The 21,704-nt window shown below is 52.6% G+C and carries 16 protein-coding genes; 4 read left to right on the top strand and 12 right to left on the bottom strand.

The genetic code is table 11. The features are described 5' to 3' along the window. Positions 1-24: 24 nt before the first annotated feature. From EG028_RS09070 to EG028_RS09055, 4 genes are all read right to left on the bottom strand, one after another. Positions 25-3,210 (bottom strand): TonB-dependent receptor domain-containing protein, encoded by a 3,186-nt coding sequence (locus tag EG028_RS09070; RefSeq protein ID WP_120516217.1) that lies wholly within the window; start codon positions 3,208-3,210, stop codon positions 25-27. A 69-nt stretch (positions 3,211-3,279) separates the two neighbouring features. Next, complete coding sequence (locus EG028_RS09065; protein WP_162946416.1) at positions 3,280-4,290, bottom strand: FecR family protein; 1,011 nt, start codon at positions 4,288-4,290, stop codon at positions 3,280-3,282. Between the two features lie 105 nt (positions 4,291-4,395). After that, a complete protein-coding gene (locus tag EG028_RS09060; protein WP_120516219.1) occupies positions 4,396-4,971 on the bottom strand; it encodes an RNA polymerase sigma factor in 576 nt (191 codons plus the stop codon). A 72-nt stretch (positions 4,972-5,043) separates the two neighbouring features. Further along, entirely contained in the window at positions 5,044-5,970 is a 927-nt protein-coding gene (locus tag EG028_RS09055; protein WP_123864609.1) for a hypothetical protein, read from the bottom strand. Positions 5,971-6,416: 446 nt separating this feature from the next. Between EG028_RS09055 and EG028_RS09050 the strand changes: the two genes are divergently transcribed. Then, positions 6,417-8,711 carry a S41 family peptidase gene (locus EG028_RS09050; protein ID WP_120516222.1) on the top strand — a complete coding sequence of 765 codons (2,295 nt, stop codon included), beginning with the start codon at positions 6,417-6,419 and terminating at the stop codon, positions 8,709-8,711. Between the two features lie 5 nt (positions 8,712-8,716). On the opposite strand, the gene EG028_RS09045 is transcribed toward EG028_RS09050, so the two are convergent. The 7 genes from EG028_RS09045 to EG028_RS27820 form a co-directional block, all read right to left on the bottom strand. Then, entirely contained in the window at positions 8,717-9,343 is a 627-nt protein-coding gene (locus tag EG028_RS09045) for a phosphatase PAP2 family protein (RefSeq protein ID WP_241559093.1), read from the bottom strand. A 44-nt stretch (positions 9,344-9,387) separates the two neighbouring features. Then, a complete protein-coding gene (locus EG028_RS09040) occupies positions 9,388-12,594 on the bottom strand; it encodes an error-prone DNA polymerase (protein ID WP_120516223.1) in 3,207 nt (1,068 codons plus the stop codon). 157 nt (positions 12,595-12,751) lie between these two features. Continuing rightward, positions 12,752-14,257 (bottom strand): Y-family DNA polymerase, encoded by a 1,506-nt coding sequence (locus tag EG028_RS09035; RefSeq protein ID WP_120516224.1) that lies wholly within the window; start codon positions 14,255-14,257, stop codon positions 12,752-12,754. 1 nt (position 14,258) lies between these two features. Next, a complete protein-coding gene (locus EG028_RS09030) occupies positions 14,259-14,996 on the bottom strand; it encodes an ImuA family protein (protein WP_241559094.1) in 738 nt (245 codons plus the stop codon). A 132-nt stretch (positions 14,997-15,128) separates the two neighbouring features. Beyond that, the gene (locus EG028_RS09025) at positions 15,129-16,172 is read right to left on the bottom strand and encodes a sensor histidine kinase (protein WP_120516226.1); all 1,044 of its coding nucleotides are present in this window, start codon (positions 16,170-16,172) and stop codon (positions 15,129-15,131) included. 152 nt (positions 16,173-16,324) lie between these two features. Beyond that, positions 16,325-16,969, bottom strand: coding sequence for a hypothetical protein (locus tag EG028_RS09020; RefSeq protein ID WP_120516227.1), 645 nt, complete (start codon positions 16,967-16,969; stop codon positions 16,325-16,327). A gap of 10 nt (positions 16,970-16,979) precedes the next feature. After that, a complete protein-coding gene (locus EG028_RS27820; protein ID WP_221198099.1) occupies positions 16,980-17,150 on the bottom strand; it encodes a hypothetical protein in 171 nt (56 codons plus the stop codon). 375 nt (positions 17,151-17,525) lie between these two features. Between EG028_RS27820 and EG028_RS09015 the strand changes: the two genes are divergently transcribed. Next, a complete protein-coding gene (locus EG028_RS09015; protein ID WP_120516228.1) occupies positions 17,526-18,455 on the top strand; it encodes a dihydrodipicolinate synthase family protein in 930 nt (309 codons plus the stop codon). Between the two features lie 59 nt (positions 18,456-18,514). Here EG028_RS09015 and EG028_RS09010 read toward each other — a convergent pair whose 3' ends face one another. Next, on the bottom strand, positions 18,515-18,883 hold the full coding sequence (locus EG028_RS09010) for a LytR/AlgR family response regulator transcription factor (RefSeq protein ID WP_120516229.1): 369 nt from the start codon (positions 18,881-18,883) through the stop codon (positions 18,515-18,517). Between the two features lie 474 nt (positions 18,884-19,357). Here EG028_RS09010 and EG028_RS09005 point away from each other — a divergent pair, with 474 nt between their 5' ends. Then, positions 19,358-19,927 (top strand): hypothetical protein, encoded by a 570-nt coding sequence (locus EG028_RS09005; protein ID WP_120516230.1) that lies wholly within the window; start codon positions 19,358-19,360, stop codon positions 19,925-19,927. A gap of 169 nt (positions 19,928-20,096) precedes the next feature. Then, entirely contained in the window at positions 20,097-21,593 is a 1,497-nt protein-coding gene (locus tag EG028_RS09000) for a TlpA family protein disulfide reductase (RefSeq protein WP_120516231.1), read from the top strand. Positions 21,594-21,704: the final 111 nt, after the last annotated feature.

The following is a 21,704-nucleotide window of genomic DNA, read 5'->3' as shown; positions in this document are numbered from 1 at the left end:
TAGAGCTTTTAACATGTTGACTGATTAAAAGGAATAATTCAGGGTAAAGGAAAAGGAACTTCCTTTGCGGCCTTTCCTCAGCACCGCGTCGTGTTCAATATTGTAACTGTTGTCGCCACCGTCTTTGTAGGTATAGGTCTTATTTCCGGCGGCGTCTTCCACGACGGTATAATCATTCTGGTAAAAAATAAAAGGCGCTGCCAGCAGATCTGATGCATTCACACGCAATTCCATCCTGTTCTTCAGGAAACGGCAGCTCAGCTGCACGTCCAGCGTGCCGCGCGCGGCTTCAAACTGGTCGTTGTATTCGGTGGAGCCAGCGTACCGGATGCGGTAGCCGGTGTAGTTGTAATTCACGGAAGCGCCGATGATGCCGGCGTTGTACGCCAGGCCTGCATTGTAGGCCCATGGCGACAAACCGATGGGAAGACGTTTGCGTTTATCGGAGATGCTGATGAATTCATTCCCTTCCTTGATCGATTCCAGCTGGGTAGCGCCGGTCATATGCGTAACGTTCGCGGTAAGGAAAAGATTGCTGAGTTTTTCAGCGGCAAATCCGAATGACTTCCGCAGGTTCAGCTCCAGCCCTTTTGCGTGTGCTTCCAGCAGCCTTACATACGTAATGCGGTCACCGGAATTGGTAGGGTGCGCCAGCATTTCGATCGGGTCTTTCAGGTCTTTTTTGAAAGCGGAGAAAGAGATGATCTCTCCAGCCCCGGGGTACCATTCCAGCCGCAGGTCGTAGTTATCGGAAAAAGAAGTTCTGAGGTGATCGCTCCCGATCACGGTAGCCCTTTCCCAGAGATCGTAATATACGGACAGCGTGCGCTCGCGGAAGTCCGGCCGGGCCAGCGTACGGCTGTATGCGGCGCGTGCTTTCAGCATGGGCAGAATGTCGTAGGCGGCCGTAACGGAAGGCAGGAAAGCATCCGTTTTGTATTCCATCACCGTATCGATCCATTTGGTGTCTACGGGGCGGGCGATGGTATTGACGCTCACCTTTTCGCTTTCAAAACGCACACCGCCAATGATGTGTAGTTTTTTAAAGAAAGAAAAGTCACCCATGATATAGCCCGCATGAATATCCTGCGTGCCGCCATAACTATCCCCATTCACCAGGTCTCCCCCGGAAGGGCCGTGTGTGAAAGCCTGTAATATGTATTTGCCGCTGGCAAAGTTCTCAGGAGCAAACACTTCCGCGATGGGCCGCATCGATTTATCGCCTGGTACGGGCTCGAAAATATTAAAGCTGGACTGTTTGTAATCCGCCGTGCGGAAGGTGCCCCAGTAGCCTGTTTTAAAGCTTTGTTTGTTGCCCGCCACTACAAACGGCAACAGGAAATTCGCGCCCGCGTTCCATTTTTTCTCCGTCAGCAGGCTCGCGAATATACCGCCCGCATCGAAGGGCACGGACTGGTTCGGGTAAGCGGCCCACCATTCGATGGCGCGCTCGCCGTGTACGGTTTCTCCTTTTATGGTGCCGCGGTTGTAGCGGTCATCCGGCTGGTTCCTTTCCAGTTTATTGAAATCCCCGAACCAGTCCGCTTTCAGTTTGCCGGCAAACAGCGTGTGTTCGCCGCTCAGGCGTGTTTGCCATAAGGTATTCTGGCGCACGCTGCTGAGGGTCTTTAAGATCACCGGCGGAGTATCCGCCGGGTCTTCGTCCGTCTGGTAACCGTTCTCATGCGTAAAGCGGTAGTTGTAAAGATTGTTCCAGCTGATGCGGTGATGTTTGTTTTTCCAGCCTGCGTTCACGATGCCTGCAACGGACGTCACAAAAGTGCTCCTGATACCGTCACTGGCGGTGGCGGTGGAGTTAGGGGCTTTCCAGTAATAGTCTTCGCGGGTTTCTTCGTGGCGGTAAGTGGCGGCCGCCACTACGCCGAAAGTATTATCGCCTTTCAGTTTCACCGGCAGCCCGGTACTGAGGGAATAGTTCTGCACAGGCTGACCGGTATACCGTTTCAGGCCCCAGTGATTGGGCAGCTGTGCCGCCATCCTGTTTCTTTCTTCGAGATTGCCGTAGGCGCCGGCAAACTTTTCCGTCCAGCCGTTGGTGAGGAAGTTCCTGGCGTCCGTACCGAAAAAATAATCGCCGGAGTAGCGGCTGTTGCTGTAAAGGTCCTTGCCGGTGCTTTGTGTGTTAAAGCCCGAACCGATGCCGATGTTCAGCATCCTCTCGGCGGGAATGGACAGGGTGCTTACCTGTACGGTGCCGCCTGCAAATTCTCCCTGCATATCGGGTGTAAAAGTTTTGGATACCACGATGTTGTCCACCAGGTTGCTGGGAATGATATCGAAGTTGAAGTTCCGCCGGTTGGGCTCCGTGCTGGGTAACGACGAGCCGTTCAGCTGGATATTGTTATACCGTTCGCCCATGCCGCGGATCACCACGAATTTATTGTCCTGCACGGTGACGCCCGCGATGCGTTTCAGCACCTGCGCCACGTTGTTGTCCGGCGTCTGCTGCACGAGGTCCGCGCTGATACCGTCTGTAAACGACTGGCTGTTGCGCTGCCGGGCATACAGGGCCGTTGCGCCTTCCTGCCGCACGGTGGCTCTTACGGTAATGCCCGCAAGAGTGCCTTTGGCTTTTTTCAGGGTGATGTTTGCGGTAAAGGTTTCCCCTCCTTTTATGTCGATGCCGGTTATTTCTTTGTTGCCGTAACCGATATAGGATACGATGGCGGAATATTTCCCATCGGGCAGACCGATACTGAAACGGCCATCGGCGCCGGTCACCGTGCCTTTGTCCGCAATACGCACGGTAGCGCCCGGTATGGGCTCGCCCGTCTGCTGATCGATGATCGTGCCGGCAACTTTACCTGCCGCCTTCCCGGGCGGGGAAGCGGGTAAAGGCTGAACGGAAATGATCCTGCCCGCCTGTTTGAATTGAAGGCCGGTACGTTTGGATATCTGCTGAAGGATCACGGATAGCGGTGTGGCTGTTTCTTTGAAACTGAATTTTTCTTCCAGCCTGTTTTTTATCTCCCGGTTGTTGTACGCGAAAGAGAGGCCGGTTTGTTTTTCCAGCAGGCGGAAAATATTTTCAAGCGGCTGGTTGTCGGCATCGAGGTCCACCTTCGGCTGGCCTGCGTCCTGCGCCGGCGCCTGCAGGCAGAAAAATAAAATAACGCTTAACAGCCGGTAAAACAGCCGGAGCCCGGGCGCTTTTTTCCGGCAACAGGCACAGGAGATCATTTTTTGCATACTTTTGATTTGAACTTTTAAGAATGAATAATGCCCGGTATAGTCATTTGGCGATGCGTACCGGGTGTTTTATTTTGATTGAATGATAATCTCCTCCGAATTGCGGGTAATCTTCAGGCCGTAGATATGCCGGAAGCTCTCCAGGATATTTTCAAGCGACTCCCCCCTGGCGAATGTGGCCGTACAATACAGGCCCGTGCCTGCATTTCCTTTTGTTTTCACTTTTACATTAAACCGGCGTTCGAGCGTACGGAACACTTCAGGCAGCGGCTCGTCGTGAAACCGGAGCACGCCCTCCCGCCATATGCTGTATACGGATGCATCCGCCGGGCCGCTGCGGAGTTCGCCGCTGCGGGTCATTTCCGCGAGCTGGTTTTGCACGAGGGTTACCGAGCGGCCATTAGCAGCGGAAAACCGCACTTTACCCGTCGCCACGGTGACCGCAACAGGCGCCTGGTCATAAGCGTCCACGTTGAAGGAAGTGCCCAGCACCTCGATGGTGGTTTGGTTGGTGTGTACGGTGAAAGGGCGGGCGGCATCGGGTTGCACGTCAAAAAAACTTTCTCCTTCCAGCCATATTTCGCGGGGAGCGTCATCGTTCCATTGCGCGGGGATCTTCAGCACGGAACCCGCATTGATCCAGATGCGTGAGCCATCCGGGAGGGTGACGAGCTTTTGTTCCCCACCGGGTACGGTATAAGTGACAAACCGGGCAGCATTGTGATGTTCGGGGATTTGTTCCCGCCTGAGCAGGAAGAGGGCCGCCCCGGCGAGAATGGCTATTGCGGCCGCAACAGCGGCTATTTTCCGGAGCGGGAATATTTTGCGGTGCCGCGGCAGCTCCGCTACAGTGGCCGTCCGTGGAAGGCGCGTCCTGAACTGCTCCCATGCATCTGTGGCGTAAAACGGCGATGTGATATCCCGCTGTTTAGCCTCTACATTTTTAAGCAAATGCAACAGGTCCGCATATTCCGCCTGCCGGGCCGTCAGCATTTCCCATTGCTGCAATTCTTCCGCGGTGGCGGAGCCTGCCATTATTTTGTGTACCAGGTCCCATTCAAGGGATTGTTTTTCTGACATAGGTATCTGCCGGGATTTGCGGCCCCTTGTATACATAGATACCTGGAAGGGGGCTTGCGGCCCACCCGGCTGTGTTAACTAAATATTAAGCCTGTGTGAAAAAAACTATGAGCGGTAGTAGATCAGGAACAGCACGAGGGAGAGTTCCTTGAGCTGGAGCATAGCGCGGTATACCTGGTTTTTGACTGTTTTTTCGGAGAGGCCCAGGCGCAGGGCTACTTCCGCATAGGACAGCCCTTCTATTTTATTGAGCAGGAACACCTCCCTTCGTTGCGGGGGCAGTTTGCTGATGCAGGTGGCGAGATAGGCGGAGGTTTCAGAGACGGTCTCTTCCGGCGCGGGACGATACACGCTTTGTTCGTATTCCAGCAGCGCGTCGTCCGTAAGGGCTACCGCCACGGGCTGCCGGGCGGCATTTTGCAGCCTGCGCAGGGAGCGGTGCCGCGTCATCGCCATTAGGTATTGCCGCAGGTTTACTTTGATATCGATCGTTTCTCTTTTTTCCCAGAGCGCAAGGAATACATCGGCGGCGGCTTCCTGCCCTTCCGCTTCATTTTTGAGGATACCCGCCGCATAACGGCACAGCAGCCTGTAATATCGCAGAAATACTATCTCCAGGGCTTTTTCATCGCCCTGCCTGATAGCATTGAACAATAATGACTCTGCGCCTGCGTGTTGCATTTTTTACGGATGGTAGCCGTAAATGTAGAGAGAATTCTATTTGATCGATAATAAATTATTGTGATGCGGACGTCACCATGGTTTTTTCCCGAAGGAATAAGACACCGTCAGCGACGGGCCGTTGTACCCCCATTTAAAATACCCCACCAGCCGTTCCTTATCCGCATCCACCCTCGCATTCAGACCGGTATACCCTATCGCTGCGTCCAGGCGGTCTATGATACGGTAATGCACATTCAAATTGTACCCGAGGATGCGGCCTTTGTAATCCCCTACGGTAAGCGCAAGGTAATCGAACTCGGCATTGACATACCAGCGGCTGCTGAATGCATAACCGCCCCATATGCCCACGTCCGGCAACGGCGCGGTGATCCCAAAATCATCCCTAAATTCAATACTCGCCGTATTCCCGTACAGGGCAATGCCCGCGTCAAGCCCTACCACGTGCGCGCCTACCAGCAGGCCGGCTTCAAATTTCGGGTTGGTGAAAAAGGCATACCCATAGGACAAACGAAAGATATCCGTGTTAAAAATGGCCCTGATACCGCCATCTACAGGATAGGTATGTTCGCCGAAAGTAATATCCCTTTGCAGGGTGTACTCGGAGGTCCTCGCCACACGGAAATAATTGAAGTTCAAACGGGAGCGGCGGGAAATCCTCCACTGGAAATCCCCCATGAAGGTGAAGGTGTTTTTATTGAACCCAAGATCGTTCTCGAAATCGATATTGGTGCCTATCGTGCCGTCCTGTGTGCCTACGGAAACATCCGTATTGTTGATAGGAAAAAAAACGCCGGCCGAGACGCGGAAGCGGTCCACATACCAGGGCGGTGTCGGTTTCGGTTTTTTGTCTTTGGATAGCGGAGGGTACAAACCTTCCTCCCGGCCAGGGCTTTCGCTGAGCAGCGATTGCGCGGTTACCTGGGCGCTGCCCGCCGTGGTGAACAAACACAGACACCACAGCAGCAGTATCCGCACTGGATAATGGTTATGTTCCATAAATTGATGATTAATCCCGGAATAAGTCAATTGTGTGGCCGCTTTTACGGCACAGTCAGTGTGAGGGCTAAAAGTGTTGTTTGCTCCGGAGGGGTTGGTATGCTGTTCTTTATAGGTGGTCAAAACCATTCCTGGTTACAGGAAACAGCAATATATTCAGACCCGGCGCGTCTGGCGGGTCGGGCTGTACAATTGTAAAACAATGAAAGCACCCGTTTGGTTTATTTTTTTTGCCCGCCTGAAAAACAAAATGCCGCCCGTGCAGAGCAGCCTTTTTTAGCCACCGGTTTCCCCGGATCTTTCCCAGCCCCGGCATGGGGTATCACCGATACGTATACCCGTGTCAAACTGCCCGCCAGCCATCCTTTTTTAACACTTTGTTCTAATCTGAAATAATATCTTTAATGCACAGCCATTCACGCTGACCCAAAACAAGATCCCTTTATATGAAGCGCAAACTATTCCTGACCGCATTTGCCCTGGGAGCCTTGGCTCCGGCTATGGCGCAAACCACGCAGCAAGCAGAAAACCTCTACACATTTACCCGCCTCTATGGTTATGTACGTTATTTCCACCCCAGCGATGCGAACGTGGTCACCGACTGGGAAACCTTTGCCGTCTACGGCGCCAGGGAAGCGGAGAAAGCACGCAACCCGCAGGAGCTGCGGCAAACCCTCGCCGGGTTGTTCAACACTGTTGCACCTGGCCTGCAGATCCATCCCTCGGACAGTACCGCGCCGCCTGTAGTAAAACCAGCCGGCGCCGACAACATGAAAGCAGTGGTATGGCAGCACAATGGCTACGGCGCGGGCAGCAATAGCCAGACTTACAAATCCATCCGTACCAACAGTTATTCCAAAGTGCCTCCCTCGCAGGAGCAGAGCGCGCATTTCAGCACGATCTCCGGCAGCATAGATGCAACGCCGTACCGGGGGCGCACCATCCGCTATACCGCCGCCGCCAAAGCGGAATCGCTGGGCGGAGGCACCGGCCAGCTATGGCTGCGCGTGGACCGTGAAAGCGGCAAGCCCGGTTTTTTTGACAACATGGACGACCGTGCCATTACGGGTGTCAATAAAGACTGGCGGCGTGATACCATCATTGGCAAAATAAATGAAGACGCCAAAGCGGTGGTATTCGGCTGTTTTGTCGTGAACAAAGGCAGCCTGCTGCTGGACGATATGAAGCTGGAAATCGAAACGCCTGAAGGCTGGAAAACAATCCCCGGGCTCAATGGTGATTTTGAAAATGATTCACTGGGCGCAAAGCCTGGCTACTGGCAGTTCAACAGCGGCGACCCGCTGTTCACCGTCAAAACCGGCAATAAGGCATTCACCGGCAAACAGGCGCTGATACTGGAAAGGACAATGCAGGAAGGTAATATGCGGAAAGCCCCCGCCCTGTTCACCAATGATATCCCCGCCGGCACAACGGTCACCAAAAATATCGGCAACGGCTTGTCCGTCACCATGCCTGTAGCCCTCTGGAGCGATGGCAAACAGGTATATCCTTTCAGCGACACCGCAGCTGCCATTGCGCAGAACAAAATGATGGAGCGGCAGCTCACCATTCCTTTTACCGGCGATGACCTGTACGTAAGACTGGCCGGCGTCGTTATCACCTGGAATGTGATCCGGCATTTCCATCCTTATTACCAGGAATGGGTGACGGACTGGGACAAAGACCTCCGCCTGGCCCTGCAGGACTGTTACCGGCAAACCACGGCCGCCGGCTTTGACAATACCCTCAGAACACTCACCGCCAAATTGCATGACGGGCACGTTTTTGTAGTAAGCCCCTACGGCATGCGCAACCGTTCCATGCTGCCGCTGAAATGGGAATGGGTCAAAAACAAACTGGTGATCACCCGTGTACTTTCACCCGACATAACTTTGCAGCCCGGCGATGTGATCACGGCCATCAACGGCACACCCGCAAAAGAATACGTGGACAAAGCCGTTCTGCTCACCTCCGCGGGCTCTGCGAACGCCCTGATGCGCGCCTCCCTCAGCAATATGATCAGCGGACCGAAGGACAGTGTATTGCAGCTTACCGTAGCATCTGCGGACAAAGGCATACGACAGGTGAATGTGAGCTATAAAATGGGCGCGGCGGAATATTACAAACCTTCCGATGAAAAGCCCGCTTATCGGCAGATAGACAACCATACCATTTACCTGAACCTTACGCAGATGCCCTGGGATAGCATAAAACCGAAACTCGCAGAACTGGCCGCCGCCAAAACAGTCATTTTTGACCTGCGCGGTTATCCCAAAGACATGAACGGCAGCATGATCATCCGGCACCTTTTAAAGAAACCCGAAAATGACAAATGGATGCATATGCAGCAAATGTCCCTCCCGGATCATGAGAAGACCGGCTGGATGGACATTGGCTGGGGCCTCAGGCCCGAAACGCCGCATATCGGCGGGAAAGTGTTTTTCCTGATCAACGGCAGCGCCATCAGTTATGCGGAATCCGTGATGGGTTATATCAAAGATTTTAAGATGGCTACTATCATTGGGGAGCCTACCGCGGGCGCGAACGGCGACATCAACCGTGTGACGCTTCCCGGCGGGTATGTATTCACCTTCACCGGCCTGAAAGTAACGAACCACGACGGCTCACAGCATTTTATGAAAGGCGTGCTGCCGGATGTGACGGTGCTGAAGACAATTAACGGTATCCGCAATAATGAAGATGAAGTGCTGGCGAAGGCAGTGGAGTTGAGTAAACAATAGATGCATCATTTCACCGCCGCCGCCCATACCCTGCAGCCTATCACAGCAGTAAAAGAACCCAGTGCAATACCCGCCAGTACATCGCTGGGGTAATGCACCCCAAGGCTTAACCTTGAATAGGCTACCAGCAATGCCCAGGTAAAGGCGGGCAATATCACGTACCACTTCCGGTATACGAGGCTAAGGGCCAGCGCCGTCACAAATACATCGGTCGTATGCCCTGAAGGGAAAGAAGGCATGTTGCCGGAAGTGGCTTTTTCAATGAAATCATACGTAACAAAAGGACGTGGTTTATTCAGAAGATATTTGAAGGCCGTGCTCAGGCTCATGGCCGTCAGGAAGATCGCCGCGAAACCAAGGCCCTGCTGCCATATACTTTTCTTTTTAAGCAGCAGGCCGGCCAGCAAAAATACAAGCGGGATACCGATGGTCACGAGCGCGGCGCTGTCTGTCAATATCCTGAAAAAGCCATCCTGTGAGACGTTCCGGCTGAGGTGAATATACCGCAACAGATCTGTGTCCCAGGCAAGGGTATTTCCAACATGCATCAGCGGCAGCAGGCTGAGGATAAACAGCAAGACGAGCATGGCAGGCACAAATGCCCTGGCCGCCCCTTCCCTGGAAAAATACATAATGACAGGTTTAACGGTATAACGGTGAAGGTAACGGAACTTCATCACTTAAAATTCCTCCCCTTATAAAACACATCTTTCGCCTCCGTCTCCTTGTCCACAGGCTGGGGCGTAGTTGGTTTATCCGCCCCTGGCATGGTTATCACCGGCTCGCTGTCGTTGTCCGGTATCGTCATTCCGCGCAGCAGTTTGTTGAGGTTAAAACATTTCTGTACGATCACATGTACCACTTCCCCTTCGCGCTGCAACTTTCCTTCCACCATCAGCAGCCGGGATTGTACGATCTCTTTACGGTATTTGTCAAACAGGCTTTCGAACACCACGAGGTTGGAAAAACTTGTTTCATCTTCTATCGTAATAAAACACACCCCACTGGCCGTGCCGGGCCTTTGCCGCACCAGTACCAGCCCCGCTACCTTTACCAGCGAGCCGTCTTTGGCTTCGCTGATCTCCTTCGTGGTAAGCACATGCAGGAGTTTGAGTTTTTCCCTTACAAAACTCACCGGGTGTGCTTTTAATGACAAAGTAGTAGCCGCGTAATCTTCTATCACATGTTCCGCCTCTGTCATAAAAGGCAACGATACCTGCGTTTCATGCGCGCTTTCCGACGGCTGCCCTGCGAACATTGCCACGGGCCGGTCGTGCAGGGCGGCTACTTCCCACAATGCCTGCCTGCGGTCCAGCCCGAGCGAACGGAAAGCATCCGCATCCGCGAGTTTTTCCAGCGCGGACTGGGATACGCCGGCTTCCCGCATTGCCGTGATGCTCTTGAATCCTGTGCCCCGGGCGGATACCAGGATTTGTGCCTCTTCTTCTTTAAGCCCGTTCACCTGCCGGAATCCCAGGCGCATCGCGCGGTATTTTACGGCGCCGTCTTCCAGCGTATTGTCCCACCGGGAGCTGTTCACATCTACGGGCCGCACTTCCACGCCGTGTTTCCGCGCATCTATCACGATCTGCGCGGGCTGGTAAAAACCCATTGGCATACTGTTCAGCAAGGCGGTGGCAAATACATCCGGGTAAAAACATTTAAGCCAGGAGCTGATATATACCAGCAGGGCAAAACTAGCGGCATGACTTTCCGGAAAACCGTAACTGCCAAACCCTTCCAGCTGGCGGAATACACGGCGGGCAAACTCTTCCTGGTAACCTTTTGCCATCATTCCATCCACCAGTTTCTTTTCAAAACGGCTCACTTTTCCGTGCGATTTAAAAGTAGCCATGCTCCGCCGCAGTTCATCCGCTTCCGCGGGCGTAAACCCCGCAGCTACGATCGCGATCTTCATGGCCTGCTCCTGGAATAACGGCACCCCCATAGTACGCCCGAGAATTTCTTTTAGTTCCTCCGACGGATATTCAACAGCTTCTTCCCCATTACGCCGCCGCAGGTAAGGATGCACCATGTCGCCCTGAATAGGCCCCGGCCGCACGATGGCCACTTCTATCACCAGGTCATAAAAACACCGGGGCCTCAGCCTCGGCAGCATGGACATCTGCGCCCTGCTTTCGATCTGGAACACCCCGATCGTATCCGCGTGGCTGATCATTTCATATACTGCCGGAATATCCTGCGGGATATTGGCCAGGGTGAGGTGCAGCCCGTAATGTTCTTTCGCCAGGTCAAACGCCTTACGCAGACAGGTGAGCATGCCCAATGCCAGCACGTCTATTTTCAGGAAACCGAGCGTATCGATATCGTCTTTGTTCCATTCAATACTGGTCCTGTTTTCCATCCGTGCATTCATCACGGGGCAGAGATCGGACAGTTTGCCGCGTGTGATCACAAAGCCGCCCGTATGCTGCCCCAGCTGCCGGGGAAACCCCATCATCTGTTCCGTCAATTCCAGCACCTTGCGCAGGTGCGGATCCGATGGATCAAGGCCTTCTTCCCTGATGCGCGCTTCATCCACCCCGTCATCAAAATAAGACAGGGAGCCGCTCAGCCGGTCGATCATATCCACGGAAAGCCCCATGGCCTTGCCTACGTCCCGTACGGAGCCTTTCTGGCGCAGCTGGGTAACGGTGGCTACGATGGCGGCACGGTCGCGGCCATACTTTTCGTAGATGTACTGGATCACTTCTTCGCGGCGTTCATGTTCGAAGTCCACATCAATGTCCGGCGGCTCGTTCCTGGCGGAGGAGATAAAACGTTCGAACAGGGTGTCGAACTTGGCGGGGTTCACCGCGGTGATGCCCAGGCAATAACACACCGTGGAGTTGGCCGCTGAGCCGCGGCCCTGGCAAAGTATCCCCTGGCTCCGTGCAAACCGTACGATGTCGTATACCGTCAGGAAATAAGACGCGTAGTTCATTTCCTCCATAAAGGCCAGTTCGTAACGGATCGCGGATGATATTTTTTCAGGGATATCGTCCCCGAAATATTCTTTTGCGCCTTCCCAGGCCAGGTGTGTAAGTTCCTGCTGCGGCGTGCGGCCTTCGGAGGTGATCTCTTCGGGGTAAATATATTCCAGGCTGTCCAGCGAAAAATGACATGCCTCCCCGATCTCGCGGCTCCGGCGGATGGCGTCCGGGTATTTCAGGAACAGGCGGCGCATTTCATCGACGGGTTTCAGGTAACGCTCCGCATTGCTGTGCAGGAGGTATCCGGCGTTGTGGATCGTGCATTTTTCACGAACGCAGGTGAGCACGTCCTGCAGTTCGCGGCGCTGCGGGATATGATAATGCACATCGTTGACGGCGGCCAGGTGTATGCCCAGCTTTTCAGCAAGTTGTGAAAGCCGGTAGAGTTTTTTCTGATCATCGCCATCGTAAGAGCGGCTGGCGCCGAGGTACAGGTCTTTGCCGAATACCTCGCGGTATTCTTGTATTGCGCGTTTATACTCCTCTTCAAAATCAAACTGCGCATTGAGGGTGGCGGGGGGTACGGCAATAAATTTCATACCCTGGCAATGGGCATATACATCCTGCCGGTACAGGTGGCACTGGCCTTTTTCGGCGCGCAGGTTGCCGGTGGTGAGCAATGCGGACAGCCGGCCGTAAGCCTCCCTGTTTGTAGGATACGCCAGCAGGCCGGGACCGTCCAGCAGGTCCAGGCGGCAGGCGGGTATGATGCGGATGCCGTGTTCTTTGGCGGCTGCATGCCCGCGCACGATACCGGCAAAACTATTCCGGTCCGTGATGGCAATGGCTTCATAACCAAATTCCGCGGCTTGCTGCACGAGCTCTTCCGGGTGGGAAGCGCCCCGCAGGAAACTGAAATTGCTGGTGACCTGTAATTCTGTGTAACTCATGCCCGGCTTTTTCTTTATGTAAAAACGGTGTTATGCTCTTTGCATCACACAGCCGTGATTGCCTGTATCATGCAACCGTGATCTTTTTCCGCTCGTACTTCCAACCGTGTAATTATTGCCTGCATGATGCAGTACGGATCTTACCCGGCTATATCCCCTACGCAAAAAATCCATGTATAAACCATTGGTGGCGCTGATCTTCGTTATAGTGACCGGAGCGGAACAGCCAGTAACGCTGCCCCTGCTCATCTTCCACCGTATAATAATCCCGGTGCTCGCCACCGTCCAGCCACCATTCCCGCTCTATGCGCTCAGGTCCATCCGCCTTCCTGATCTCATGCAGCCTGCCCCTGTAGCGGAACAGCATAGGCGGATAATCGGGTATGGGCGCGGATACTTCGATGGCTTCAGGGTGCGGCAGCAGTAATACCGGCCTGGGCCTGTCCAGCCGCCAGCCATCCGCCGGCTTGTCTTTCAGGGATGCTGCGGGTGTAACCGATCTTTCGGGCCAGTAATGTTCATCCGGCAGAAAACGGCGGATGGCGCCGACGCCGGCCTTACCCGCCAGCCTGTCCAGCAGCTCGGCTACGGCCGCATCCTCCAGGCCCGGGCCTGTGGCCCAGAGTTTTTCCTGCTGCTGTTCTGTTTCTTCTACCTTCGGCGCTTCCAGCACAAACAGCTCGATGCCCAGTGCGGGCTCGATAGTGGGTATTTTAAGCTCGAATAATTTGTAAAGGTGTGCCGCGTTGTGCGATGCGCGATTGGTGCCGATGGCCGCTTCCACCGTTTTGCCATCTACTCTGAAACATTTCAGCACTGCGGACCGCAGCCCCTTCCCTTCCGATTCCAGGCGTTTGCAAAGTGTGTCCAGCAAGCGCCTGATTGCGATCTCTATACCGGCGGCCGTGCGGATCGGCTCCAGGCAGTTCAGCCGTTCCTGGTAAGGCGGATTGATAAAAATGGGTTGTATAAATTCTTCCGCCTGCCCCAGTGCCTGGCTCAGCCTGGTAAGCAGGTCTTCCCCGAAACGCCTGCGCAGTGCGGCACGGGGCATATTCGCAAATGCGGCGATGCGGCGGAAGCCCAGTTTCTGCAACCGGACCAGCACAGCCGGATCGGGGCGCAGCGCGGCGGGATGTAAAGGAAGTAATGCGGTGGCCTGATCCCCGCTTTGGACAATGGAAATGGCGCCTTCCCCGTACCTTGCCACCGCCCATGCTGTACCAATGGTATCAGCCATGGCGGCGCGCACATCAAAGCCGGCAGCGCCCAGCTTGCTGACGATCTCTTTCACATAAGCCTCTTCTCCTCCCCAGAGATGCGCGCAGCCGCTTGCGTCCAGCGTGAGGCCGTCCGGCAGGTCCACCGCAGCGGTGGGCGTATACCGGATGCTCCATTCCGCCAGCGTCCTGAGCAGTTTTTCTTCCAGCCCGTGGCGATTGTCCAGCACATGCAACGAAGGATCGATCGCTTTTGCATCGGCAACAGGTATACCGGCGGTGATGCCGTTGGCTTCCGCGTTTTTACAGGCGGCGGCGATCATCATACGCCCATGCACAGGCGCCGCAAATACAAAAGATTCTTTTCGCAGCCCTGGCCGGTGGCGGATCATCCAGTCCGTTACCAGGTAACGGAACCATATCGTCACATACCGCTTCGCCATCTTACCCCGCTTTTCTTTTTTGCCCGGCCGCGGTGGCTGCTACAGCACGTTCCGGCAACATCACAAAACCACCCGCCGACCATTCCACTTTCCACATTCCCGGATAGCCGTTGCGTACTTTCAGCAGCTCCACCTGCCAGCGTGGAAAACCCACGCCTGGCATACCTTCCTCCAGCTGGCTGGGCAGCGGCGTGATCTTCCAGCGGGCAATGCTTGCAATAGTGTTCAGCTTGCGGGGATTGGTACGGAGGAGAAAACAGGTAACCCCGCTGTGCTCCACCGCCAGCTGCACCCTGCGGGACTGGGTAAAGGTGATTTCGCCAAGGTCCGCGATCACAGCCGCCAGCCCTCCGCATTTCAGGCTTTCTTCCATGGCCCAGAGCACATCCTTTTCCCGTTGCAGGTCTACAAAAATGAACCTATCCGGCTCTACACCGAATGTTTTTAAAGAGGGAGGGAAAAGCCTGCGCGAAGTACTGACCCAGATACAGGCGCCGCCCCGCTGCATCAGCGAAGCCAGCAGCCCGGCCATAAATCCGCCCGTTGCGGCAGTGTGCTCGGGCGCTTCCGTAAGGAATTCATGAATGGCCCCGGTGGGGAATATGGCATTGGGGAAAGAGCGGGTGATGGCTTCCAGTCCTACATTTACGGCAGTACTGTCGCCTTCCGCCCTGTATCCCTGCAGGGAAAGTATCTCTTTCTGCAGGGCAGCAATGATATCTGCTTTACCCCTCATCATGCCTGCTAATGGTTATAAGTACGCTACTCAATTATTTAGCAATAATACTAAATATTTTAGTATTTTGACGTAAATTTCTTATCGCGCGGGCAGTCCGGCGGGATGATATGGTAACAGGGATCTATTTTGAAGCTAAAACTTTACTGAAAATACATGCTGCCCGTCTTCATAGGCATATGTGATCTTCCAGTCATACCGGTTGCATATCTGCTTCACCAGCGCCAGCCCGAGGCCTGTGCCCGGGGATTGTGAAGATGCTGTACTGAACCGTTTGAACAGCTGCTCTTCTTTCAGCGCCACTTCGCCCGGGTTTTCCACTACCAGCCGGCTCCCGGAAAGCCGGATATGGATCGTGCCGCCGGGGGAGGTATACCTGATCGCATTGGTCACGAGGTTGTTCAGCAATATTTCGATCAGTACCTTATTGCCTTCCACCTCCACATTCTCCTGTATTTCAGCATTCAGCTCCAGCTCCACGCCTTCGGCAAAACTGGTAAAGAGGGAAATATTTTTTGTTATCAGCCCGGAAAGGCTGAGCCTTTCTTTTTCCATGAACTGGCTGTTTTCGATCTTCGTGAGCAGCAATAGATTTTTGTTGATGCGGGTCACTCTTGCCAGTGCCTTATTCGCGTCTTCGATGATATTGTATTGTTCGTCTGTCAGCGATTTGCTTTGCAGCAGCAGGTCCAGTTTCGACTGTATAATGGCCAGGGGCGTCTGCAACTCGTGGGAGGCATTGTCCGCAAACTCTTTCTGCTGCGCATAAGCCGCAATATTCCCGGCTATCAGTTTGTGCAGGCTCTGGTTCAGCTCCGCAAACTCTTCAATACCGGTTTCTTCGAAATCCACTTTTTCCTGCCGGTTCAGGTCGAACTTTTTGATCTTTCCCAGGCTGTGGTAAAAGGGCTGCCACAAACGGTTAGATATCCGGCGGTTCAGCAGGATAAAGCCGACCAGCATCAGTACGAAAAACAGGACGGTGAGCAGCGTTACAGCGCCGATGATCAGGAAGCGGTCTTCCCGGCCCGCTTCAGGCGTTAGGATGATGTTATGTTCATCAAACTCATATTCCAGCAGCAGGCTGATCATCACATAATACACCGGGATACTGCATACCAGCACGATACCGGCATATATCATCAGTTTCTTCAGCGAGCGGTTCAGGAGTTTATCCATATTTCAAATATAGCCTGTTCTGAATCTTGTTTTTAGATTAATGCAGGTTTCTCCCTAAGAGTTTCGTTATGGCATCACCTGTTGCCGGCAATTGCTATCGAAGGAAAACAGGAGAAAATACGGCGGTTGAAGACGGAGATTCGCTGAGTTCCTTACTCACAAGCACTCGTAAGTAAGGATATTTCCAATTTTTCATGCATTGCGCGTTCCACTATCTGACAAAAGTCACTGAAAAGAATATTATCCTGATCAAAACCCAACTTATCCACAACAGAAGGAAGACGGGTAACAAAGTCCCTATAATCTCTCCTTAAAGTAGCCCCTCCCGGAATTGTAGTCTTATTCGAGGATGTCCTTAACCAGTCACGTATTTTTTCAAGCACTTGTATCGGATCATTCCCATGAGCCTTGGTATCTATGCCATTTAAGTCAGAGATGTATTGCTGGTATAAATATTTTGTCCGCTCAAATACAAGGCCCGACTTCGTTTTCTGCAATCCTCCGCCAAAATGTTTAGCTGCAAAAAATAAACCGGTTTCAAAAGGCATATTAAACCTGGGCAGGTTATTCATATTTACCTCAATACAGGAAATATCATGAATACCATACCGGCAATCCCTGATACATCGCAGGATTTTATTAAGACGGCTATCAGTTCCGTCATCTTCCGCCAAAGCTGTCACCGGATAAAATCCACAACGATAAACCGCATACACCATGGCATGCAATATGGGACGATATCCGTCATCAAAAGGGCAATTAATGAACACCTTTTCGTTATAATCCGGGGTTAACATAAAATCAAATCTATCTTTTGGCCGATTTTTTCTTCTTCGGAAGAACTCTCATCCATGCCAGAGCGGCTTCGGCTTCCTTTTTTGGTATTTTCATTGCAAAAACTTCCCTTATTACTTCCTGGACGTAGGAATCGGGCCAGGTGGTTTTGCGTTTTCCTGTTTTTAATGTAATACTACGCATGGTTTTAATGTATTGATGTTTTGGCAAATCGGGTTAACATAAAAAGAAACTATTTTTGGGCTATTCTTTTTTCTTAGGAAAAACTCCCATCAATGCCCTGTTAGCTTCTTTTTCTTCTTCGGTCAATTTCATAGCAAAGACCTCTCTGAGTATTTTCCGGACGCGGGTACGCGATATCGTAGTCTTCCGTTTCATTGTTTTTAATTTAATTCCTCGCATACAATAAATTTACAGCGATATTTCCAAATTCATCAAATCATCCACCGAGAATCTTTCAATCATTTTCCTTTTTACAAGAAACTTTCTTTTCTTTGATACCGGTCTTATTATCCAGGTAAGATCTTTCTCAAAACGCAAATCCCGTAAACAAATACCATGGTTCCTTTACAAAGCCACGAGATCCGTGGCAACTGGGCAACATTACTGCTCCCTATCAACACAGATGACAGCATCGGTTACGGCCGCCTCGCCACTGAAATAGATCAGCTGATCGGCATGAAAGTGGACGGCATTTATTCCAACGGCACCGCCGGTGAGTTCTATAACCAGACCGAACATGAATTCGACGAAGTAAACGGCCTGCTCGCCGAAAAATGCAACAGGGCCGGCATGCCCTTCCAGGTTGGCTGCAGCCACATGAGCCCGCTCATATCACTGGAGCGGCTCAAACGGACGATAGCCCTCAAACCCTCCGCCATACAGGTGATCCTGCCAGACTGGTTTCCACCGAAAATGGAAGAGATCATCGCGTTCCTGCGCAAAATGCAGGATACCGCCGGAGACATCCGGCTTATCCTCTACAATCCCCCCCATTCTAAAGTAAAGCTGAGCCCCGCCGATTTTAAAACCATCCGGGAGGCCGGTATTGAGCTGGCGGGCTGCAAACTGCCGGGCGGAGACGCAGCATGGTACAAAGAAATGCTGGGCCTCAATCCTGAACTTTCTGTATTCATACCCGGCCACCACCTTGCCACGGGCGTACGCGCGGGCGCACACGGCGCCTATTCCAACGTAGCCTGCCTGAGCCCGCTGGTGGCGCAACGCTGGTACGACAGTATGCAGACGGACATGGAAGCCGCACTGGAACTGGAATCGCGCATCCAGCGGTTTATGAACGAACAGATCGTGCCCTATATCACGCAGCAGGGGTATTCCAACCAGGCGGTGGATAAGTTCCTCGCGGCTATCGGCGGCTGGGCGGATGTAGGCACACGCCTGCGCTGGCCTTACAAATGGATACCCGAAAACGAAGTAGACGCGGCGAAAAAAGTGTGTAAAGAGTTGCTGCCGGAATTTTTTGTGTAAGCAATCCCCTGTTCATATTCGCAAAGGCTTCCCCGGGGAAGCCTTTGCCGTTTAAAATACTACTCCTCCTCCGGCATCTCTTCCTTATCTTTTTTGTCGCTGCCAGTCATCGCTTCTATAACCCTAAGCTGTTTCAGCATTTCCGGGTAATACTTACGGGACACAGGGATGGACTCTCCCGCTATGATCACTTCCTCCCTCCCGATAACGTCTACATGGCTTAAAGACACTGCGTGCATCCGGCTGATCCTTAAAAACCGCCCCTCAGGCATCTGTTTAAGCGTTGCATCCAGCGACGCACGGGCAATGAGAGAATATCCTTTTGCCAGAAATTTCGTGTAGTTACGCGCCGCTTCCAGGATAGCGATCTCTTCGAAGTTTATTTTCCTCAATACTCCATCTGTCCTGATAAAAATTGGTTGTTCCATTGCGATAAAATGGTTTGGGTGTTAAAACAATGCTTAAGCGGTTCAAAATCAAATATAACGGTTTCCCCTAAATGATAAAAAGCCCCTTTAAGGCTACTGACATCCTCCTGCCATCCTTCGGTGATCCTTCGGTGGTGTTCGGTCGTAGTCCGGGTTTGAGGGTGTTTAACCGAAGGATGACCGAAGGATCACCGAACGATCACCGAAGGTTCTCTGAAGATTAAAGGCAAAAAGCACCGTTTTTTCCAGGGCCCGTTTCCATTCGTCCCAACTGCCAGGCTACTCCGTCCCAACTTCGATAAAGGACCGTCCCAAAGTCCAAAATCACGTGTGTTTTTGCACTTACATTTGTATTGTTGATCGCCGCAAAAGGAGCACCGCTTAAGCCAACGGGGAGTAGCGGCTCCGGTAACTTCCTCCTGCTGCGCGATGAACAGATCGGTACATTATTTTTTAATTTTTAAAACTATTACAATGGCTAATATCAATAAGAACCTGCTCGTAAAAGGAGCAAGGGGAAATGTGGGTAAACAGTTTGTTTACCGCCGTCACGGGAACAATACGATCATCGGCAGCATGCCTACGGTCAATCCCGATGCGGCACCTTCGGAAGAACAGGCGGAAGCGCGTGAGCTGTTTTCAGCAGCCAACGCATACGCACAGGGAGCCATCAGCTCCGCTGATCTGAAAAAAGAATATCAGCGGAAAGCTCCCCCGGGAAAGTCGGCTTTTAACATGGCTATGCGCGATTTCATGAAACCACCCGTCGTGAAAAAGATCAACACCTCGGAGTACAACGGTACTCCCGGCTCAAAGATCAGCATTCACGCGAAGGACGACTTCAGGGTGGCGGAAGTGAAAGTGGGCATTTACACCGCCGACGGCACCCTTCTGGAAGAAGGCAACGCCATCCTCAACCCCATCAACCGGCTCCTGTGGACGTACACCGCCACAGTGGCGAACGCCTCTCCCGCCGGTTCGGTGATCAGGGCGATGGCTACGGACCTTCCCGGGAATACGGCTTTGCTGGAGATCCTGGTGTAATACATCCGGCTTGTTTTGACATAAAAGAGAAGGGCTGCCCCATCTGGGGCGGCCCTCTCTTTCGTTATACCACTTTTTCTATAGCATAAACCGCTATGTTTATCCCATTTATCCCCGGTTCCGTCACTTCCGGAAACATCGCTTCCGCCGGTACGCTATTTTTGATTCCATGAAAAAGAACCTTTGTTTATTACTCCTCCTGCTGCTATCCATACAACTACCCGCCCAGTTCACGCTCAGCGGCGCCATCCGCGGGTACAGCGGCAAAACACCCGTGTCCGTCAATACACCGGTGGTGTATGGCTTCCACCAAGAAAATACGGTGGACATCCCGGTGAATGCATCGGGGCAATTCAATATCATTCTCCCCGTAACGGGCCAGCAATTTGTCTCGCTGATCTATCAACGGAAGTTCTATACCCTGCTGCTCACCGCGGGGAAGGAACTGGTCATTGCACTGGATGAGAAAAATAAAACACTCCGGCTGCTATCCGGCGATGCCTTGCAGGAAAACCTCCTGTTGCAGCAGATAGACATGGACAGCCCGCCTTTTTTTTGGGAGAATGGTACGTTTGACAGGCTTTCACTGGAAGAACTGCAAAAAAAATTGATTGATCCTTTCTTCAGCATACAGAACGAACACTTCAAAACCATCAGCGCGGCTGATATTTCAGAACGGGATAAAAAACTGATCGCATCCGAAGTGAAATACCTCGGGTATAATTACCTCAGCGATTTCGGCAGAACCCGTATAGATGACCGGGATATTCTGAATAATTTTGTTTTCGCCATATTCGACCCCTGTGTAATAGACCCGGAGTTTGTCCCCGCCGGGCCACAGTATTACGCCTTCGCAGACAATTACCTCCGCTATCTCGAAACAAAAGCATTCGTAAAGATCAAAAAAGAAAACATCACGCCGGACAAACCCATTCCTTATTACGGCATCAGCCTCGACAGTGCGAACGTCCTCGTAAAAAAGTACGGCAAACCTTACTGGCGTTTTGTAGGCAGCCTGAACAATTTCCCGCCGGATGTAGCCGAAAAGTACAACTTCCAGCAGGTGCAGGACCAATATTACGCACGCGACCTGGCACAGGTGAAAGGCCTTGCCGAAGCGTTTAAAAAACAGTTCCCCCAAAGCCCTTACAACAAAGACATCAGCCGGATGATGAACGAGCTTGGCGAAAAACTCGCCGCCAACCAGCACAACCGGAACATTGTAGTGGTCAAAGATTACGACAAGGTGCAGTCCATTTACGAGGTGGTGAAAACGCTGAAAGGCAAAGTGGTATACCTGGACATCTGGGGCACCTGGTGCGGCCCCTGCAAAGAAGAGATCAAACAGCTGCCGGGGCTGAAAGCAGCATTCGCCGACAAAGACGTGGCATACATCTACCTGGCCATGGACGACGATGACCGCGATGCCCTCTGGAAAGATTACATCAAAGTGAACAACATGGAAGGCGTCCATCTCCGTAAAACCAGGCAGACCATTGCGCCTTTCTGGAAAGAGCTGCTGGCCGATCATCCTGACAAAGCGGAGTATTATCCCCAATATTTTCTTTTTGACAAAACCGGGAAGCTGGTGGTGAGCAAGGCCAAGCGCCCGAGTGAAAAAGAAGCGTTGTATGAGCAGATCAACGCGTTGCTGAAAGGCAACTAAACAAAAGGGCCCGCCGGTGACAGCGGGCCTTTCTTATACCAGGAACATTCTTGTTAAAGCTTATCCGCGGCTTCTTTGAATTTTGGTTCATATCCCCCTCCGGTTCCCTGA

The sequence above is a fragment of the Chitinophaga barathri genome, from assembly GCF_003807585.1.
In the GTDB taxonomy this organism is placed as follows: domain Bacteria; phylum Bacteroidota; class Bacteroidia; order Chitinophagales; family Chitinophagaceae; genus Chitinophaga; species Chitinophaga barathri.
The sequence above is the reverse complement of the archived record's forward strand: the minus strand, read 5'-3'. Positions and strand labels throughout refer to the sequence as shown.

What these genes read in the sequence shown, in the direction of transcription:
- EG028_RS09000 (WP_120516231.1), top strand. Translation starts at nt 20,097, where the DNA reads ATGAAAAAGAACCTTTGTTTATTACTCCTCCTGCTGCTATCCATACAA.
- EG028_RS09005 (WP_120516230.1), top strand. Translation starts at nt 19,358, where the DNA reads ATGGCTAATATCAATAAGAACCTGCTCGTAAAAGGAGCAAGGGGAAAT.
- EG028_RS09050 (WP_120516222.1), top strand. Translation starts at nt 6,417, where the DNA reads ATGAAGCGCAAACTATTCCTGACCGCATTTGCCCTGGGAGCCTTGGCT.
- EG028_RS27820 (WP_221198099.1), bottom strand. Translation starts at nt 17,150, where the DNA reads ATGCGTAGTATTACATTAAAAACAGGAAAACGCAAAACCACCTGGCCC.
- EG028_RS09035 (WP_120516224.1), bottom strand. Translation starts at nt 14,257, where the DNA reads ATGGCGAAGCGGTATGTGACGATATGGTTCCGTTACCTGGTAACGGAC.
- EG028_RS09020 (WP_120516227.1), bottom strand. Translation starts at nt 16,969, where the DNA reads ATGTTAACCCCGGATTATAACGAAAAGGTGTTCATTAATTGCCCTTTT.
- EG028_RS09025 (WP_120516226.1), bottom strand. Translation starts at nt 16,172, where the DNA reads ATGGATAAACTCCTGAACCGCTCGCTGAAGAAACTGATGATATATGCC.
- EG028_RS09055 (WP_123864609.1), bottom strand. Translation starts at nt 5,970, where the DNA reads ATGGAACATAACCATTATCCAGTGCGGATACTGCTGCTGTGGTGTCTG.
- EG028_RS09070 (WP_120516217.1), bottom strand. Translation starts at nt 3,210, where the DNA reads ATGCAAAAAATGATCTCCTGTGCCTGTTGCCGGAAAAAAGCGCCCGGG.
- EG028_RS09015 (WP_120516228.1), top strand. Translation starts at nt 17,526, where the DNA reads ATGGTTCCTTTACAAAGCCACGAGATCCGTGGCAACTGGGCAACATTA.
- EG028_RS09045 (WP_241559093.1), bottom strand. Translation starts at nt 9,343, where the DNA reads ATGTATTTTTCCAGGGAAGGGGCGGCCAGGGCATTTGTGCCTGCCATG.
- EG028_RS09060 (WP_120516219.1), bottom strand. Translation starts at nt 4,971, where the DNA reads ATGCAACACGCAGGCGCAGAGTCATTATTGTTCAATGCTATCAGGCAG.
- EG028_RS09010 (WP_120516229.1), bottom strand. Translation starts at nt 18,883, where the DNA reads ATGGAACAACCAATTTTTATCAGGACAGATGGAGTATTGAGGAAAATA.
- EG028_RS09040 (WP_120516223.1), bottom strand. Translation starts at nt 12,594, where the DNA reads ATGAGTTACACAGAATTACAGGTCACCAGCAATTTCAGTTTCCTGCGG.
- EG028_RS09030 (WP_241559094.1), bottom strand. Translation starts at nt 14,996, where the DNA reads ATGATGAGGGGTAAAGCAGATATCATTGCTGCCCTGCAGAAAGAGATA.
- EG028_RS09065 (WP_162946416.1), bottom strand. Translation starts at nt 4,290, where the DNA reads ATGTCAGAAAAACAATCCCTTGAATGGGACCTGGTACACAAAATAATG.